Origin of the sequence: Rhizobium favelukesii (assembly GCF_000577275.2) — a bacterium.
Lineage (GTDB): Bacteria > Pseudomonadota > Alphaproteobacteria > Rhizobiales > Rhizobiaceae > Rhizobium > Rhizobium favelukesii.
This window is the reverse complement of the sequence record NZ_HG916852.1, coordinates 1,875,204-1,891,295: the sequence shown is the minus strand read 5'-3', so window position 1 is coordinate 1,891,295 and position 16,092 is coordinate 1,875,204. Positions and strand designations below refer to the sequence as shown.

Sequence of the window (16,092 nt, the reverse complement as noted above, 5' to 3'; positions counted from 1 at the left end):
TCCCATTTTCTTAGCCCCACGGGAGAAGTCGCATGATGTCGTGCCGGGCGGAATATCGCTACAGCGATTATGGCGACGAAGAAATTCAGGGAACCGGCGTCGATCTTGATCAACATGCCGTCTCGGCGGGTATCGGCGTGAAATTCTAACTAGTTTCCGTCCATAAACGGCTGGTTTTCTTGTGCTTGCAGCGCGTTTGGGTTCCGCTTGGTGGCCGCTTTGAAGCCATGCGGTGTGGCTCATGGGTGCTAATTGCGGCGGCCAGGATTTCTGGTGGAAATGCGCGCATTGGGAACTGCCGGCGTTCCGCCGGTCCGGTTTTGGCTGGCGACATGGGATGTCAGTTCGATCTGAGGCGGGCGAAGAGGGCGAGATTGTAAGCGACCACCGAGGACCAGACATAAGTCTTGAAGTGGTCGAGCCCACGCCAGGTGCAGCGCCCCAAGCCGTAGGCGCGTTTGAGGCAGGAGATGCCGGCCTCGATGCCGGCGCGGAAGTTGCGTAGCTTGCGATAGACCCAACGGCTTTTGACCATGTCTTCGATCTTGAGGCCGCACTTCTTGTGGAAGGCCATGTCTCGCACGCCCCAGGCCTTGGCTCCGCTCAGATTTTCGCGGCTGGCATAGCCGCCGTCGGCGGCGGCCTGCCGTGGCGGCTCGCCCCAGATGCCAATGTGACGCTCCAGCATCGGCAGCAAGCGCTCGCTGTCGGCCGGGTTGCCGGCTTCGACGACGAGGTCGAGGATCAGCCCGCTTGTGCCGGTGGTCAAATTGATCTTATGGCCATACTCGACGTCGCGGCTGCCTTTGACGATGATGTCGGCATGCGGCTCGAACAAACTGACCAGCTTGTCGCCAGCCGGCACCGCCTCGCCGGCCAGGACCCGCCGCTCGGTCTGGGCGATGATCCGTTCGATCAGCGGCTTATAGTGGCGGACTTGGGCCTGCCAGCGTTCGACCGCCGGGCCCGCCGCCAAGGGCAGCTGCGCCGCCGCCTGTTCGAGATAGCTCAAGGTGGTGCGCGTGATCCTGAGCAGCGCGCGATAGTGCTGAACTCGTTTCGGACGACCGCGGGTAAATTGGATCGCCCGGGATCGCTTCTTCGCCGCGCGGCAGTGATCGTGCCATAAGATGGCGCTGCCCAAGGAAGCCGCCTGCTGCAACAGCCGCACCATCACCCGCACGCAGTCCCACAAAAGACTGCTGTCGCTCGGTTCGTGCATCAGCGCCGAAGTGACGGTGCTGTCGATGCGCACGACCTTGCCGCGTTCCACCTTGTCCTGCCGGGCGCTTGTCAACAGCACGCGATTGATCGCTTCAAAGGTCCCGGCCCGGATCGCGCTGATCGTCTTGTGCAAGACCGACTTCTTCGGGCTGCACCCCCATGGCAGCCGGGCAAAAGCCCGGAACGAGGCGGAATCTTCCAGATGAAAGGCCAGCTCCTCATAACTCAACTGACGGTGTTGTTTGAGCAGGGCGCAACGCAGCACGGCCTCCGCCGGCAGGCCCTCGCGGCCGGTCTCCTTGACGCCGTGGCGGCGCAGGTCCTGCGCTACCAGCCCGAGCAGATCACGATGCTCATCCAGCCATTGCGACATGGCTTTCAGCTCGCGGCCGATCTCGTGTTCGGCGAAAAGATCGAATATATTGGATTGGACGGTGCGTTCTTGGCGCATTGTCGGCTCCGGCGGTTGCGGGTTTGTCTTTAGAATCAATGGCTTGATCTAAAGTGTACCTGAAACCGCCGGGCTTTGCCCGCGGCAATATCGCGATTCCTCCAATAATTTCAGCGGTTTACCGTTTGTGGACGGACACTAACTAGCGTCACGGCCGATAGTCTCCGACGCGCCAGACCGGGTTGAAGCGAGCGCGCCCACTTTTCTTCGCGGTTGTCGCACTCATCCACCTTGTCGCCAGGCTTGATGCCGAGCTTGGCGGTGATCCCGGCATTGAGTTCCGTCACGTACCTCACCTCCGTCATCGAATCGATGATGTCCCGGGAGTACGGCACCGCGTTCTGCTTGGCGGAACCTTTGTATGGCTGCGATTACTGGAAGCGCACCAGGCTCAACTTTCGCCGGTCAGGTGCGACGGATCCTACTTGCCCTCCATCGACTCCCATCGCCGTTCCTTCCGCGTCTTCGGCTTTAGCCTCTTGTACGTTCTATCAACGAAACGAAGGAACCTCGTCACATGCATCAACTTGTCAACGAATGAGCTCAAATTCACAAGACGCTCCGCCAGTACTTCGTTTGCCGTCAAAGCGATCTCGGCTGGAGAATATTCCGGAAAGTGCGTGGAAAGCTCGGCATAAGGATTGGTCCGCTCGCGACCAATAATGTCGATCTTCCCGTTGCGGTACAGGAGCCGCAAAAGGACCTGCTCGAACGTCCAGTCATGGACGTCGAGGACCTGATAGCGCTCGCTTCGCTTTGACGAGAAGCCCGCCAGAGTGATCTTGACGCCCAGTTGGAGGTTGGTGAGCCAAAGGCACAGTGCAAACCCGGTGGTCGGCAGACTTGCAGGTGGATAAAACGGAGCGAACACGTCCGTCAGATCCAGATGCCTGACTTTCACATCACCAAATGCAGAAGCTGGGCTGAATTTTTCGCGGTTGCCGATGGTCAGATTGACGATCCCGAGGAAGCTGCTTCTGTCGAAATACTGCAGAACCTTGGACACTTTGCCGCTTTTGACGAGGTTGGCACCCAACGTTCCGCTTCGCGATACCAGCAGGGCCTTGCGCGTGAACGGTTCGCTCAGAACCTTGTAAACCTTGTTGAAAAAGATGAAGAGCGTTGTCTCAGGAAAGCGGGACATAAGCTCGTCGATGTCGACCTCATCGCTATTTGCGACCAGGACGATATCGCTGTAGCCGAGAAAGAACGACCTCCAGTCCTCCGTGTGGATTTCCTCAGTTGCGTCCATTGTATCGGGATCGCTAGTGTCAGATCTGCTCATCGTTGGAACCATGTTGATGTTATCTTGCTGATGGAGCGCTTCCACAATACGCGATCATTGCTCTCCATTCTCAACCGCCTTTGCCGTCCGTGTTTTCACCAGACGCGCTGGTGCCCCCACGTAGACGCCAAACGGCACCGTTGCCCCCTTCACCACGCTGTTCGCCCCGATGACGCAACCTTGAGCGATGTGGCAGCCTGCCAGCACCTTTGCTCCGGCACCGATCCAAACGTCGTCTCCGATAACGATGCCATCCTTCTTCACGGGTTGCAGCCGTATTGGTACCGCGGGATCATTGTACCTGTGTTCGAATGCGACCACGACCACATGAGCGGCGATACGAACATTATCGCCGATTTGGATGCCTCCATGCCCCAGCAGGATGGAATAGTCGTTTATGGAGACATCATTTCCTATTGTGATCACTCCGCTCTGAGCATCGATAATCACCCCACAGCGGGTAAAAAGCCGGTCGCCGATCTCGATCTTGCCGCGCCGGTACCGGAATCGTGGCCAATAGCGCATGTTCGGTTCTTTTCCGATCCTCAAAGACCCGCCTGAGAGAAACGAACGGAGCTTGACCAGAAAGCCGAGGTTCAAGCGTCACACAGGCATGAACTGAGGATCGATCGCCAGGGCCTTGTCACGCCAGATCTGCGCGTATTCGACATCCTGCCAATTGTGAAACCAGGGGCCGCCATTCGTGTAATGCACGCCCTTTGGGAAGCCGACTGAAGGCTTGGTATTCCAACCCTCGAGCCAGTTCCATTCTTCAGGTATCTGCCCGATCTCGCTGTCTGCGGCCCATTGCAGCCGATGCAGATAGGCACCGGTTTCCCTGTTCACGAGTTCAGGGGTCAGCGCCCGGGTGGACGGATGCGCGCAGTTGAAGAGCATGAATGAGGACCAGTTTTTTCTCGGATAGGTGGTTTGCACCTTGCCATCCATCTTCACCCCTTCTTTCGGGACGTAATCATGGGGGACGCAGCACACCGCTTTCGTTTCGTCTTTAAACTGAATGAGTTCAGCGATATCGCCAAAGAACAGGAAATCGCAATCGCAAAACAAAGCCCAGCCTTTGTAGTCAGCGAGCCAGGGAGTGAAAAATCGCGAGTATGTGAACTCCGTTGATGCTAGCGGATCCACCTCACGGGTGTAGACACCACGGTCGATCAGATCCTGCAGCTTGATTGGGTGTACATCGACGTCGATAGAGGCATTTTCCAGCAAAGTTTCTTTCGCCACTTCGTAGGCGATATTTTCACGAGAATCCCATCCGATATAGACTGATAGCTCCGCCATACACACTCCTCCTGTTCTTCGCTAACCAGAGGCCAATGGATGACACTCGGCGCTGTATGCGTTTTATCAGCACCGATCATTGCTACCTCGCGCACCGAAATGCGGATGCCTAGGAGCGCACTGAATGACCTCTACTGCTTGCTAACGTCAGAGCGTCAGCCGCGTTCCTCGAACGCTCAAGGTTGACTTGAACAAATGTAAACAACGAATGTAAACAGTAAATCTCACCATAGATGACGAAAAATGTGGACATTCCGCGACCAGTAAGCGCGCGAGGCTCGATGGTGACAAATGATCGGAAGATTGATTGCCAGTCCAAAGCGAACGGATGAGGGCTTCTATGTCGAGACGAGCAAGCCAAGGTCCCGTGCCTTTCCAATCCCGCCGCCTGCCTGGGTGTACGCAGCTTGGGAGGCTTCGAGAACTGTTAGCAAAAACAAGGCGGCGCTTCACGAAGACTGCCCCTCGCCGGGCTCCTTGCGAGGATTTCGAAACCCTTTTTTTTCGAAAAGCTCTGATCCGTGCAGTCGAACACCTTCTCCCGGCAATTCACACAGCGCGGCGCGGGCGCTACCTCTTCTTCGTGGTCGTCGCGCTCATCACCTTGTCGCCAGGCTGAATGCCGAGCTTGGCAATCACGCCGGCATTGAGTTCGATCACGTATTTCACCTCCGTCATCGAATCGATGATGTCCTGGGAGTACGGCACAGTGTTCTGCTTGATGCTGCGGATGGTGCCGGTCGAATCGACGAACAGCATGTCGAGCGGCAGGATGGTGTTTTCCATCCACATCTGCACCCGCCGCGAAACGCCGAAGTCGAAGATCATGCCGGCATCATCGGCCATTTCCTTGCGATACATGAGGCCGCGCTGGCGCTGCTCGTTCGTGTCGGCGATCTCGACGGTGAAATTCAGCCGCTTGCCGGACGCCGTCTGAATGATCAGCGGTTCCTTGTCGAACGTCATCGGCTGTTGGGAAAGAGCCGGAAGGGTGACGATGAAAAAAAGCGCCGCAAGGGCGCTTCTGATCCAATGGGCTGCGGACCTACGCATCAGTGTGCGCGGCTCACCGGGCTCGGCACGTCGGGATGGATCTCGGCAGCCATCAAGCCCTTGTCACCATCGCCGTAGCGCACGAGCACGACCTGGCCGGGGCGCAACTCGGTGAGACCGAACCGACGCAGCGTTTCCATGTGGACGAAAATATCTTCCGTGCCTTCGCCACGCGTCAGGAAGCCGAAGCCCTTCGTGCGGTTAAACCACTTGACCAGTGCGCGCTCAAGCCCGCTCGTTGCCGTCACTTGCACATGCGTGCGAACCGGCGGCAGCATCGAAGGATGTACGGCCGTCGACTGATCCATGGAGAGAATCTTGAATGCCTGATAGCCGCGTTCACGGCGCTGGATCAGCGCGACGATCCGCGTGCCTTCGAGAATTGTCTGATAACCGTCGCGACGCAGGCAGGTCACATGCAGAAGAACGTCCTGCATGCCGTTGTCAGGGACGATGAAACCGAAGCCCTTGGCCACGTCGAACCACTTGACGACGCCGGTGATTTCAATGAGGTCGACCGCTTCCCCCGCGAGTTGATCGAGGTCAGTGAATTCCTTTGATGAAATCCTGTCAGCCATATCGCCAGCCCCTCAATACGCGTCACACTGTTACGGTTAACTGATTCTTGAGATCAAGATTAACATGTTGGTAACGGATTAGCGCAAGTCCTACTTTTCGATTATTCCCAGTTGCCAATCATACCCCCCTGTCTTGCCCGAAACTGGTGTTCCACCACATAAGAATCCATCGCCCTGCATTAGAGAGGAAATAGAATGCGTTATCTCCACACCATGGTCCGCGTGAAAGATCTGGACGCCTCCCTGCATTTTTACACCACGCTCTTCGGCCTCGAGGAAATAAGGCGCACGGAGAACGAGAAGGGCCGTTTCACGCTCGTCTTCCTTGCAGCGCCCGGCGACAAGACCGAGGCCAGCGCCAAGGGCGCGCCCTGCCTGGAATTGACCTACAATTGGGACGCCGAGGACTACACCGGCGGGCGGAATTTCGGTCATCTCGCCTACGAGGTCGACGACATCTATGCCATCTGCCGGAAGCTGATGGATAGCGGCATCACGATCAACCGTCCGCCGCGTGACGGCCACATGGCTTTTGTTCGTTCGCCGGACGGAATCTCGATCGAGATTCTGCAGAAGGGCGGCAGCCTCCCGACGGCCGAACCCTGGGCTTCAATGGGAAATACCGGCGCCTGGTAGGCCGAGGCTTTTGCGAGGCTTGCGGCTTTTGCGATTTCGGATCTGCGGGTCCGCATCGCGCTTGCCGCAGCCTTGCGGCGCAGGCACTCTCCGGCCGACTCAAGGCGAACGATGCGATTTTGGCGCAGCTTTCGCCGTCCCTTGGAGAATGCTCGCGTGCTCGCTGTTGAAAAGCGGATTCCTTTCGGACCTGCCCTGCTGATCGCCACATCGGCGCTGCTGCTCACCGGCTGCGTGTCGGACAAGAAGACTGCCGATGCCGCAGCCGTCGTTGCCCCTGTCGAACCAGCAGCAGTAGCGCAGCAGGCCGCCGCAGCCACGCCTGCCCAACCCGGCTATCGCGACCCCATGGTGGCGAATGTATCGGGCGCTCAGCCGGCGCAGGCTCCGAACGCGCAGCCGATGGCAGTTGGATCAACCGCTTCGGCTCCCGCCAATATCGGCGGCCTTGCAATGCAATCAACCGGTATTAACGCCCAGGCGATGAGCATCTTCTCGGTGCGCGCGACGCCGCAGAACAATCCGACGTCGACCCAACTGCATCCGGCCGGTGGCGACGCCCACGCGCCGGTCGGTGTCAGCCCCATGCGCTCGAGTGTCTACAGCAGCCAGGTCCCGGTCGATCAACCGCAGCAAACGCAGCAGGGTCAACCCTTGCTGCCGCAGCAGTCCTCACAAAATACGGGCACCCAAATAGCGCCGGTTCAGACTGCCTCATCCTCGACGGGAGCCCTTGCTGGCCAGACGATGAATGCGCTCTACAGCGCGCCCAGGCAAAACCTGCTCGGCAGTCTTTCCGGATTGCTGCAAAAGGTCTCCTTGCCCGGTATGACGCGGATCGCCCCCAACGGCCTGCATCTTCAGAACGACGGGGTGGACGTCGGCTGTTTCAAGCCGAACCTGCTGAACGTGATCAAGGCCGTCGAAACGCATTTCGGCAAGTCGGTCGTGGTCACGTCAGGCTATCGCGACCCGGACCATAACCGCATGGTCGGCGGCGCCGAGGAATCCATGCACAAGACGTGCGACGCTGCCGACATTCAGATCGACGGCGTGTCGAAATGGGATATTGCAAGCTATATACGCTCACTGCCGGATCGCGGCGGTGTCGGTACCTATTGCCATACGGACTCCGTCCACCTCGATACCGGCAAAAGCCGGGACTGGAACTGGGGTTGCGGCGGCAGGACGGCTCCGGCGACCATCGCGCGCGCCCTGTGACGTCTCATTCAGGCTTTCATAACGCAGCGTAAGCTTGCCCGATGAATTGCGAGCACCGACCAGTAGTGTTTTGATTCGGCTGCAATAAACGGCGTTTCGCGCTCGCAAAAAAATCCTGTCATTATTTTGAGAAAAATCGAATTTGCCGCTTGCGGGATTCAAAGTGCCTGACTATAAGGGCGCCACCACGAAGGAAGCGCCCTTCGTCTATCGGTTAGGACACCAGATTTTCATTCTGGGAAGAGGGGTTCGACTCCCCTAGGGCGTGCCACTTCATTCTCCTCCTTAAATGTTTTCAGTATCTTACGGGCAGCTGCTAAAGCCGCTACCCTCTTAGCAGATTTTCGTTTTCGCCTGGTTGCAAAAAATGCAGGAGGGGAAAATGAGGACTATCGGTTGTTTGGCTATATCTATGACCCTTCCCTGTGCCGCTCCATCGGCACAAGCTGATTGGCAATATACCAAATGAGGCATGCCCCCGAGCAAGTCATCGCTGCTGCGCCTCCCAAATCGGCCACCGACGGGCCCTATCTAACCGGCAATTAAGTGCTGAAAAATATAGGTTCGAAAGCAGGTTTTGGTTCAGCGAGAAGGACCTTTACGAGGTCGAACTAGAGCTTGATACGGATGCGGCTTTCTGTATCGAACTCAAGGCATCCATTCTTGTGACCTACTCCAGGATCGAGCCCAACCGGAAAGCTACGCTACACGGGCACTCTCTTCGGACCTACCCATAGCTCCACGGAATGGACTGATCTCGCCAAATCGAATGTTGTGCATATGAACCAAGATCTGTTCGCCTGTTCCCTCGTTTATCACCCAATGCCACCAAAATCGAAAAGGAAGACGGCCTCTAGCGCCGTCCCGCGAAGATAGGCGCCCGCACATCGACTCCCGTTTAGGGGGCGCGACAGCAAAGGTTCTGCGTAATCCACGCAGCGGATAGCCCAGCCTTGCGTCGGTCAGCGTTCGTCGAATAAGATGGCGCCATGGCTAAGCAGGTCCTCTTCGTTCAAGGAGCCGGCGAAGGCGTCCACGATCGCTGGGACAACAAGCTCGTGGCGAGCCTCGCGCGAGAACTCGGCGAAAGCTATGCTGTGCGCTACCCCCGAATGCCCGGCGAGGACGATCCTAGCTACTCGGCCTGGAAGGCAGCGCTGATGGGAGAATTCGTCTCACTGGAGGCCGGGGCGATTCTCGTCGGCCACTCAGTCGGTGGCACCATTTTGATCCATGCGCTTGCCGAGCAGTCGCCGGAACTAAGGCTCGGCGGCCTATTTATCATCGCGGCGCCCTTCATCGGTGAAGGTGGATGGCCGAGCGATGACATCCACGATTGCAAGGACTTCTCAGAACGCCTTCCGCCCGGCGTTCCCGTCTATCTCTATCATGGCGCTGACGACGCCATCGTGCCCCCTGCCCATGTTCATCTCTATGCGAAAGCGATTCCGCACGCCGTGGTCCGCACGTTTGAACGTAGGGATCATCAGCTCAACAATGATATGAGCGACGTCGCGCAAGACATCCGTTCAGTGGGCTAAGCTGAGGGCGCCGATTCGCGCCCGGCCGAGGAAGACCAAGAAGCCGCCGGTCTCTGCGTGCAGCGGTGAGACTTTCTCAAACAAGATTCTTATTCCGCCGACTCGCACCTAGCTAAGAACTGTCATGAACGCGCACCGTCGCAACCGTAGTCTACGAAAACGGCACGAGCAGACCTCCATAAGAGTTCTGAACATGCCCCTGCCCTTGCACCCGCATTAAATACTGGGCGCAAATGGGCACGCGGCCCCATGTGCACCCGAAAAAAGCGTCGTCTTTTCACCCTGGCGCGTGCCATTTCTCTTTTTCTACAAAGCTTGAGCATCTTGCCGAGAGGCTTGTCTGTTCCTATTTCCTTGCCTGATGCGCCCTTCGTCTATCGGTTAGGACAACAGATTCTCATTCTGTAAAGAGGGGTTCGATTCCCCTAGGGCGTGCCATTTTCATAATAAAAATCAGCATCATACGCTGTCCCTCTGGTGGGCTGGGCAAAAGGGTATCGCTGACGTGGTGCCCCTGATATCGTGGGATGCTGGCGCCTCGCTCCGATTTTCTTTCGCACCGACCATTGCCGCTTCCTCCGCGGCCGCGAACACCAGCCTCGCTCCAACTCTGCCCCATAGATAGTCATTGCTAGATCTTTGCCGGCAAGCGAGCCGCGCAGATATCGCCATCGCGGAGGCGATCTTGGTGGAAGTCATGATGCGCGCTGGGGAGCAGTTCCCCATGGAGAAGAGGCGGCACCTTCTTTGCCGTCCCGCGGGCGCACGCCTTACTCTGACATCATGATCCGCACAATTTCGGGCGCCCCGCGCCCTTCGACCAATGCCATGAAGGCGACAGGCCCCTGCCCCGGAGACAATTCAATTGAGCGGCATCAAACTCAGCATATGTATCCCGACCTACAATCGGGAGGCCTATCTCCGCAATGCACTCGAGCATTGCGAAACCTATGACTTCGACTTCTCATACGAAATCGTGATCTCGGACAATGCCTCGACCGACAATACAGCGCAGGTGGTCGAAGAGTTCGTCGCCAAGGGCCTTCCCATTCGCTTTCACCGCCGTGCGGTCAACGGCGGGCCATACAAGAATATCGCGAGCACGTTCCGCCACGCCGTTGGCGAGTATTCGATCTATCTCGCCGACGACGACTTCCTGATGCCAGATGGCGTTAAGGCGGCCGTCGCGTATCTCGATGCTAATTCGGACGTGTCCGCGTGCCACGCTTCCTGGTATCTCTATGACGAGATCGCCGACCGCGACCTCACGACGTTCTATAAGGTCGATGAGGATATCAAGTTTGGCCGACATGATTTTGTCGAAGTGTTTCAGTTCATTTTTGAACGCCACATCTTCCCGGAAATCGCAATCTACCGATCGTCGGCGCTTCGATCCGTGTGGGTTCCGCGCGATTTTTGCTTCTGCTTCTTTGCTTATCTCGCGCACGTTCTCGATCAAGGTGGAGTGGCCTTCCTCAAGCAGCCTTTCTATCGCTCTGTCGTCACCTCGAAGCTGGCGCCCAACCGTTCGCAGACCGGCAACGAAGAGGTCATGGTCGCGTGGGATAAATATCGCGGCGGGCTTGAGTACTTCCTCTACATGGCCGCCAAGCGCGGAAAGCTCAACACAGGGCCGGAATCGCGCGCAATCTACGAAGAAATGTGCAAGGTCTTCACCCTCAACCGAATGGCGGTGGCGGTGCGCTTCTGGGCCGTTCGCAAGGATTTCATCAAGGCCTATGAACTCTACACGCGCATGGCACTTGGCGGCATGGGCAATCACCCCGAGGTGGCAGCGCTGCGCGAATCCTTCCCGATGCTGGTAGCCATGCAGACCCTCGCCTACCAGGTGAGTGCAACGGCAGGCGTTGACCGGCTGGTTCTCAGCGGAATGGCCGATCCGGCGTTGATCACCGAACTCCTTCGCGACGTCGGTCTAGCGCCAGAAATCGAAGTCACCGCAGACCTAGACGATAGCGCCTCAGCAGAGGTCGAAAGCACGATAATCTTCGCGGCGGATATGGCACGCCGCGAGAAGTTCCTCGAGCTCGGCTACAAGCCCAACATGATCTTCATCGAAAGCGACTTGACGCAGCACATTCTCATCTGACGCGACGATCGCCGCGCCAGGGACCGGAACTCACGTCTATGGCACGGCAGCCGTCTAACGAAACGCTGCGCCTATACATCCACCGAGCTCAGCGGGCAGGCGCAGCGTCCTGAACGCGCAACTGGATGCGTCGGGAGCCCTGATAGTGGTCCGCGCCGAGCGAGCCTGCAACGTGCAGGCTGGCGCCCCTGGAATTCAGGAGCAGGCTGCCGAGCAGCGTATCGGCGGCCCGAAAAGCAATCCCGTCGAGGCGGGCGCCGTCCATGGCTTCGAGCGTCACCTTCACGTGCTTGTCGCCAACCAGACGGGAATCGCGGACTCGATGAGCGGGAATCGCGAAGAGCGGTTGAGAATGGCCAGAACCGTAAGGCCCGGCGGTCTCCAGGCGATCGATCAGATCGATCGTTGCACCGCTGGCAGCAATCGCACCGTCGATTTTCAGGGTTTCGTTGGCCACGAGCGCCGCTACCGTCTTTTCGGCACGCTCGGTGAAGAAACTGCGCAGGTGGCCGAGCTTGTCGCGCTCGACGGTGAGACCGGCGGCCATAGCGTGGCCACCGCCTTTGACCAGCAAGCCCTCATCGACTGCCGCGCGCACCATCTTGCCCATGTCAAAACCGTTGATCGAGCGGCCCGAGCCGGTGCCCTTGCCGGATGGATCGAAAGCAATTGCGAAGGCTGGACGCTTGAATTTTTCCTTGAGGCGGGCGGCAATCAGGCCGACGATGCCTGGGTGCCACTTTTCGTGCGCAGTGACGATGACCGAGGCCCCCTCGCCATCCCCGTATTCCGCCAGCGCCTCGGCCTCGGCTTCCTGCAGCATTGCCGCTTCCATCGCCTGCCTGTCGCGGTTGAGCTCATCCAGTTTCTGGGCGATAGCCTCGGCCTCGCCCGTATCGTCCAGGGTGAGCAGGCGGCTGCCGAGCGCCGCATCGCCGATGCGTCCACCCGCATTGATGCGCGGGCCAACCAGGAAGCCAAAGTGATAGGGTGTCACCGGGCCGGCAAGGCCGGCCTTGCGAAACAGAGCGGACAGGCCGGCATTGCCCTGATGGCGTGCGGCGATCAGCCCCTTGACGACATAGGCACGGTTCAGGCCCTTCAGAGGGACAACGTCGCAAACGGTCGCAAGCGCGACAATATCAAGCCATTGCAGCAGGTCGATCGATCGCACGCGTGGATCCCCAGCCTCTCGCAGCAGGCGCAATGTCGCGACGAGTACGAGGAATACGACGCCCGCGGCGCAGAGATGTCCCTGGCCGGAGAGATCGTCCTCGCGGTTCGGATTGACCAGCGCATGGCAAGGCGGCAAATCATGTGTCACCTGGTGATGATCAATCACCACGACGTCGGTGTTGCGCCTGCAAGCCTCAGCCAGAGCATCATGGCTGGTAGACCCGCAATCGACGGTGACGATCAGCCGTGCACCGTTGCCGATCAGGCTGCCGATTGCGGCCGCGTTGGGGCCGTAGCCCTCGAAAATGCGGTCGGGAATGTAGATCTCGGCCTTGGCGCCAAAGTGCTTGAGAAAACGGAACATCAGCGCCGAGGAGGAGGCGCCGTCGACATCGTAGTCACCGAAAATCGCGACCTGCTGCTGACCGCGAATGGCTTGCGCGAGCCGCTTGGCCGCCTTCTCACAATCCGTCAGCGTATAGGGGTCGGGCATCAAGCCGCGAAGCGTCGGATCAAGAAACTCCAGCGCCTCATCGACGGTGACACCACGTCCAGCGAGAACGCGCGCAATGAGCTCAGGCATTCCGTGCATCTGGGACATGGCGAGCGCCCGGTTCTGACCGGCTTGATCCAGGCGCGATATCCAGCGGTTGTCCAAGACGGACTTCTCCACCCCCAGAAATGCGCGTTGCACCGGATCGGCCGGAAGTTCCATGTGGTCTGCTGCCCTCATCGCTTGTCACCACCCCGGGACCGGAGTGATATCGGCAGCTTATGCGCCTTCGCGCGGTCGCACAACGGTTTTGGACGAGGCGGGCGACGTTAGCTGTGGACGCACGGGCAAGTCTGCCGCGGCGCGCCTCAGGCAATGTCGATGTGGTCGGAGGGAAGAGTTTTCAGTCTTCCTTGGGCCGCTCGATGCGGATCACCTGGGGCTCGCCGACATGATACCCCTCGCCCTTGATCGCAGCGACCGCCTTGCGAACGGAATCCTCCGTCGTCGCATGGGTGACCATGATGATTGTCTGGTGATGCGACGGCGCCAAATGCTGCTTCGAGCGCTGAACAATCGACTCCAGCGAGATATGGTTTTCCGCCATGTGGGTGGCGACGCTTGCAAACACGCCAGTGCGATCGAGCACGGTCAGGCGAATGAAATATCCGCCTTCGTGGCTCTGCATTTGCGCCTTGCGGTACGGCTCGAGCGATTTGGCGGGATGGCCGAGAACCGGCACACGCTGTGCGCCGGGGCGGCTTTTAGCGATGTCGGCGATGTCGCCGAGCACCGACGAAGCCGTTGCATTGCCGCCAGCGCCCGGGCCGACCATCAGCAGTTCACCGAGAACGTCGGACTCAATCGCAACGGCATTCGTCACGCCGTCGACCTGTGCAATGACAGAATCGACGGGCACCATCGTCGGATGCACGCGCTGTTCAATGCCGGTATCCGTCCGCTGTGCAACGCCGAGCAGCTTGATGCGGTAGCCGAGATCGGCAGCAGCGTGAATGTCCTCGATCGAGATGTTGGTGATGCCTTCGAGATAGATGTCGTCGGCTGCGATCTGGTTTCCGAACGCAAGCGTGGTGAGAATGGAGAGCTTGTGGGCCGTGTCATTGCCCTCGATGTCGAAGGCCGGATCGGCTTCGGCATAACCGAGACGCTGGGCCTCCTTCAGGCAATCGGCAAAGGACAGGCCCTCCTTCTCCATCTTCGTCAGGATGTAATTGCAGGTACCGTTCATGATCCCATAGATGCGGGAAATCGTGTTACCCGTCAGAGATTCGCGTAGTGCCTTGATGACGGGAATGCCGCCGGCGACGGCTGCTTCAAAGTTCAGCAGCACGCCCTTCTCTTCTGCGAGCGTTGCCAGTTCGACGCCATGATAGGCAAGCAGCGCCTTGTTCGCGGTCACCACATGGAGACCACGTTGGAGCGCCGCGCGCACGGAGGTGTTTGCCGAACCGTCGACGCCACCCATGAGTTCGACGAAGACATCGATGTCGCCCTTCTCCGCCAGGTCCTCCGGCCGGTCGAACCACTCGATGCCGCCGACGTCGATGCCGCGGTCCTTGCTCTTGTCGCGGGCGGAAACGCCCGTAATCAGGATCGGGCGCCCGCATGTTGCGGCAAGCTCATTGCTGCGCTGCTGAATGATACGGACAAGCGAAGCACCAACGGTGCCCAAGCCCGCAATGCCGATTTTGAGGGCATCTGCCATGGATTGATCCTGAAATGTGTCATGAAAGGCAGCCGCCGGAGCGGCTGCCATTGAGGGGGATTATATCAGCGATGTGCGTTGAGCGAGATGACGTTGTGCATCGTCTCATCCGCCGTCGACATGAACTTCTTGATGTTGCGAGCAGCCTGGCGAATGCGATGCTCATTCTCCACCAGTGCGAGACGGACATAGTCATCGCCCATTTCGCCGAAACCGATGCCAGGCGCTACCGCCACGTCGGCTTTCTCGACCAGCAGTTTGGAGAATTCCAGCGAACCGAGATGCCGGAACTTTTCCGGGATCTTGGCCCAGGCAAACATCGTCGCCGCCGGTGGCGGCACCTCGAAGCCAGCCTTGCCAAAGGTATCCACCATGACGTCGCGGCGGCGCTTGTAAACGTTGCGGACCTCCGCAATGTCCGAACCGTCGCCATTCAGCGCGTGCGTTGCCGCCACCTGGATCGGCGTGAACGCGCCATAATCGAGGTAGGATTTGACACGTGTCAAGGCCGCGATCAGCCGCTCGTTGCCGACGGCAAAGCCCATGCGCCAGCCCGGCATCGAGAAGGTCTTCGACATCGAGGTGAACTCGACCGTCACATCCATTGCGCCCGGAACTTCCAGAACCGACGGAGGCGGCTCGCCATCGAAGTAGATTTCCGAATAGGCAAGGTCGGAAAGCACGATGATGTCGTGCTTCTTGGCGAAAGCGATGACGTCCTTGTAGAAGTCCAGCGTTGCCACAAACGCCGTCGGGTTGGACGGATAGTTGAGGATCAGCGCCAGCGGTTTCGGAATAGAATGACGGACGGCACGTTCCAGCGGCGGGAAGAAGCTTTCGTCCGGCTCGACCGACATCGAGCGGATGACGCCGCCAGCCATCAGGAAACCGAAGGCGTGGATCGGATAGGTCGGGTTCGGGCAGAGGATGACGTCGCCCGGTGCGGTGATCGCCTGCGCCATATTGGCGAAGCCTTCCTTGGAGCCCAGCGTCGCGACGACCTGCGTGTCCGGGTTGAGCTTCACGCCGAAGCGGCGGGCGTAGTAGGCAGCCTGGGCCCGGCGCAGGCCGGGAATGCCCTTGGACGACGAATAGCGATGCGTGCGCGGATCCTGGACAACTTCGCAGAGCTTGTCGACGATCGCCTTCGGGGTCGGAAGGTCAGGGTTTCCCATGCCGAGATCGATGATATCGGCCCCGCCCGCTCGCGCGCTCGCTTTCAAACGGTTGACCTGTTCGAAAACGTAAGGCGGCAAACGCCGGACTTTGTGAAACTCTTCCATTTCTTTCCCCACG

14 protein-coding genes, 2 tRNA genes and 1 pseudogene are annotated in these 16,092 nt (G+C 58.8%); 7 read left to right on the top strand and 10 right to left on the bottom strand.

The genetic code is table 11. The features are described 5' to 3' along the window. Positions 1 to 32 precede the first annotated feature (32 nt). A complete protein-coding gene (locus LPU83_RS47910; RefSeq protein ID WP_374046192.1) occupies positions 33 to 149 on the top strand; it encodes an outer membrane protein in 117 nt (38 codons plus the stop codon). Positions 150 to 340: 191 nt separating this feature from the next. Here the strand turns inward: LPU83_RS47910 and LPU83_RS47905 are convergent, their stop codons facing one another. The 7 genes and pseudogenes from LPU83_RS47905 to LPU83_RS47875 all read right to left on the bottom strand — a co-directional run bounded on the left by LPU83_RS47905 (position 341) and on the right by LPU83_RS47875 (position 5,893). Continuing rightward, entirely contained in the window at positions 341 to 1,675 is a 1,335-nt protein-coding gene (locus LPU83_RS47905) for an ISNCY family transposase (protein ID WP_037069090.1), read from the bottom strand. A 148-nt stretch (positions 1,676 to 1,823) separates the two neighbouring features. Then, positions 1,824 to 2,022 (bottom strand): annotated as a pseudogene (locus LPU83_RS47900) (DUF192 domain-containing protein); the annotation flags it as partial. Between the two features lie 74 nt (positions 2,023 to 2,096). Continuing rightward, entirely contained in the window at positions 2,097 to 2,960 is an 864-nt protein-coding gene (locus LPU83_RS47895) for a hypothetical protein (protein ID WP_024314015.1), read from the bottom strand. Between the two features lie 54 nt (positions 2,961 to 3,014). After that, positions 3,015 to 3,560: an acyltransferase gene (locus LPU83_RS47890; protein ID WP_024314014.1), complete on the bottom strand. Its 546-nt coding sequence runs from the start codon at positions 3,558 to 3,560 to the stop codon at positions 3,015 to 3,017. Between the two features lie 3 nt (positions 3,561 to 3,563). Then, positions 3,564 to 4,262, bottom strand: coding sequence for a hypothetical protein (locus tag LPU83_RS47885; RefSeq protein WP_024314013.1), 699 nt, complete (start codon positions 4,260 to 4,262; stop codon positions 3,564 to 3,566). 570 nt (positions 4,263 to 4,832) lie between these two features. Further along, a complete protein-coding gene (locus LPU83_RS47880; protein ID WP_024314012.1) occupies positions 4,833 to 5,315 on the bottom strand; it encodes a DUF192 domain-containing protein in 483 nt (160 codons plus the stop codon). Next, positions 5,315 to 5,893, bottom strand: coding sequence for a cold-shock protein (locus tag LPU83_RS47875; protein WP_007535143.1), 579 nt, complete (start codon positions 5,891 to 5,893; stop codon positions 5,315 to 5,317). Before LPU83_RS47875 ends, LPU83_RS47880 begins: the two co-directional genes overlap by 1 nt. A 195-nt stretch (positions 5,894 to 6,088) precedes the next feature. On the opposite strand from LPU83_RS47875, the gene LPU83_RS47870 reads away from it, so the two are divergent. The 6 genes from LPU83_RS47870 (at position 6,089) to LPU83_RS47845 (ending at position 11,401) form a co-directional block, all read left to right on the top strand. Next, on the top strand, positions 6,089 to 6,529 hold the full coding sequence (locus LPU83_RS47870) for a VOC family protein (RefSeq protein WP_024314011.1): 441 nt from the start codon (positions 6,089 to 6,091) through the stop codon (positions 6,527 to 6,529). A 156-nt stretch (positions 6,530 to 6,685) separates the two neighbouring features. Continuing rightward, positions 6,686 to 7,750, top strand: coding sequence for a YcbK family protein (locus tag LPU83_RS47865; RefSeq protein ID WP_024314010.1), 1,065 nt, complete (start codon positions 6,686 to 6,688; stop codon positions 7,748 to 7,750). Between the two features lie 196 nt (positions 7,751 to 7,946). Next, positions 7,947 to 8,021: transfer RNA gene (locus tag LPU83_RS47860), tRNA-Glu, on the top strand. A gap of 718 nt (positions 8,022 to 8,739) precedes the next feature. Then, positions 8,740 to 9,291, top strand: a complete 552-nt coding sequence (locus LPU83_RS47855) for an alpha/beta fold hydrolase (protein WP_024314009.1) — start codon at positions 8,740 to 8,742, stop codon at positions 9,289 to 9,291. A gap of 363 nt (positions 9,292 to 9,654) precedes the next feature. After that, positions 9,655 to 9,729, top strand: a tRNA-Glu gene (locus LPU83_RS47850). A gap of 427 nt (positions 9,730 to 10,156) precedes the next feature. Continuing rightward, on the top strand, positions 10,157 to 11,401 hold the full coding sequence (locus LPU83_RS47845; protein ID WP_024314008.1) for a glycosyltransferase family 2 protein: 1,245 nt from the start codon (positions 10,157 to 10,159) through the stop codon (positions 11,399 to 11,401). 88 nt (positions 11,402 to 11,489) lie between these two features. Here the strand turns inward: LPU83_RS47845 and recJ are convergent, their stop codons facing one another. The 3 genes from recJ to LPU83_RS47830 all read right to left on the bottom strand — a co-directional run bounded on the left by recJ (position 11,490) and on the right by LPU83_RS47830 (position 16,079). Continuing rightward, entirely contained in the window at positions 11,490 to 13,292 is a 1,803-nt protein-coding gene (gene recJ, locus LPU83_RS47840) for a single-stranded-DNA-specific exonuclease RecJ (RefSeq protein WP_024314007.1), read from the bottom strand. Between the two features lie 181 nt (positions 13,293 to 13,473). Next, positions 13,474 to 14,796: a homoserine dehydrogenase gene (locus LPU83_RS47835; protein ID WP_024314006.1), complete on the bottom strand. Its 1,323-nt coding sequence runs from the start codon at positions 14,794 to 14,796 to the stop codon at positions 13,474 to 13,476. Between the two features lie 65 nt (positions 14,797 to 14,861). Further along, positions 14,862 to 16,079, bottom strand: a complete 1,218-nt coding sequence (locus LPU83_RS47830; RefSeq protein WP_024314005.1) for an LL-diaminopimelate aminotransferase — start codon at positions 16,077 to 16,079, stop codon at positions 14,862 to 14,864. Between the last annotated feature and the right edge of the window lie 13 nt (positions 16,080 to 16,092).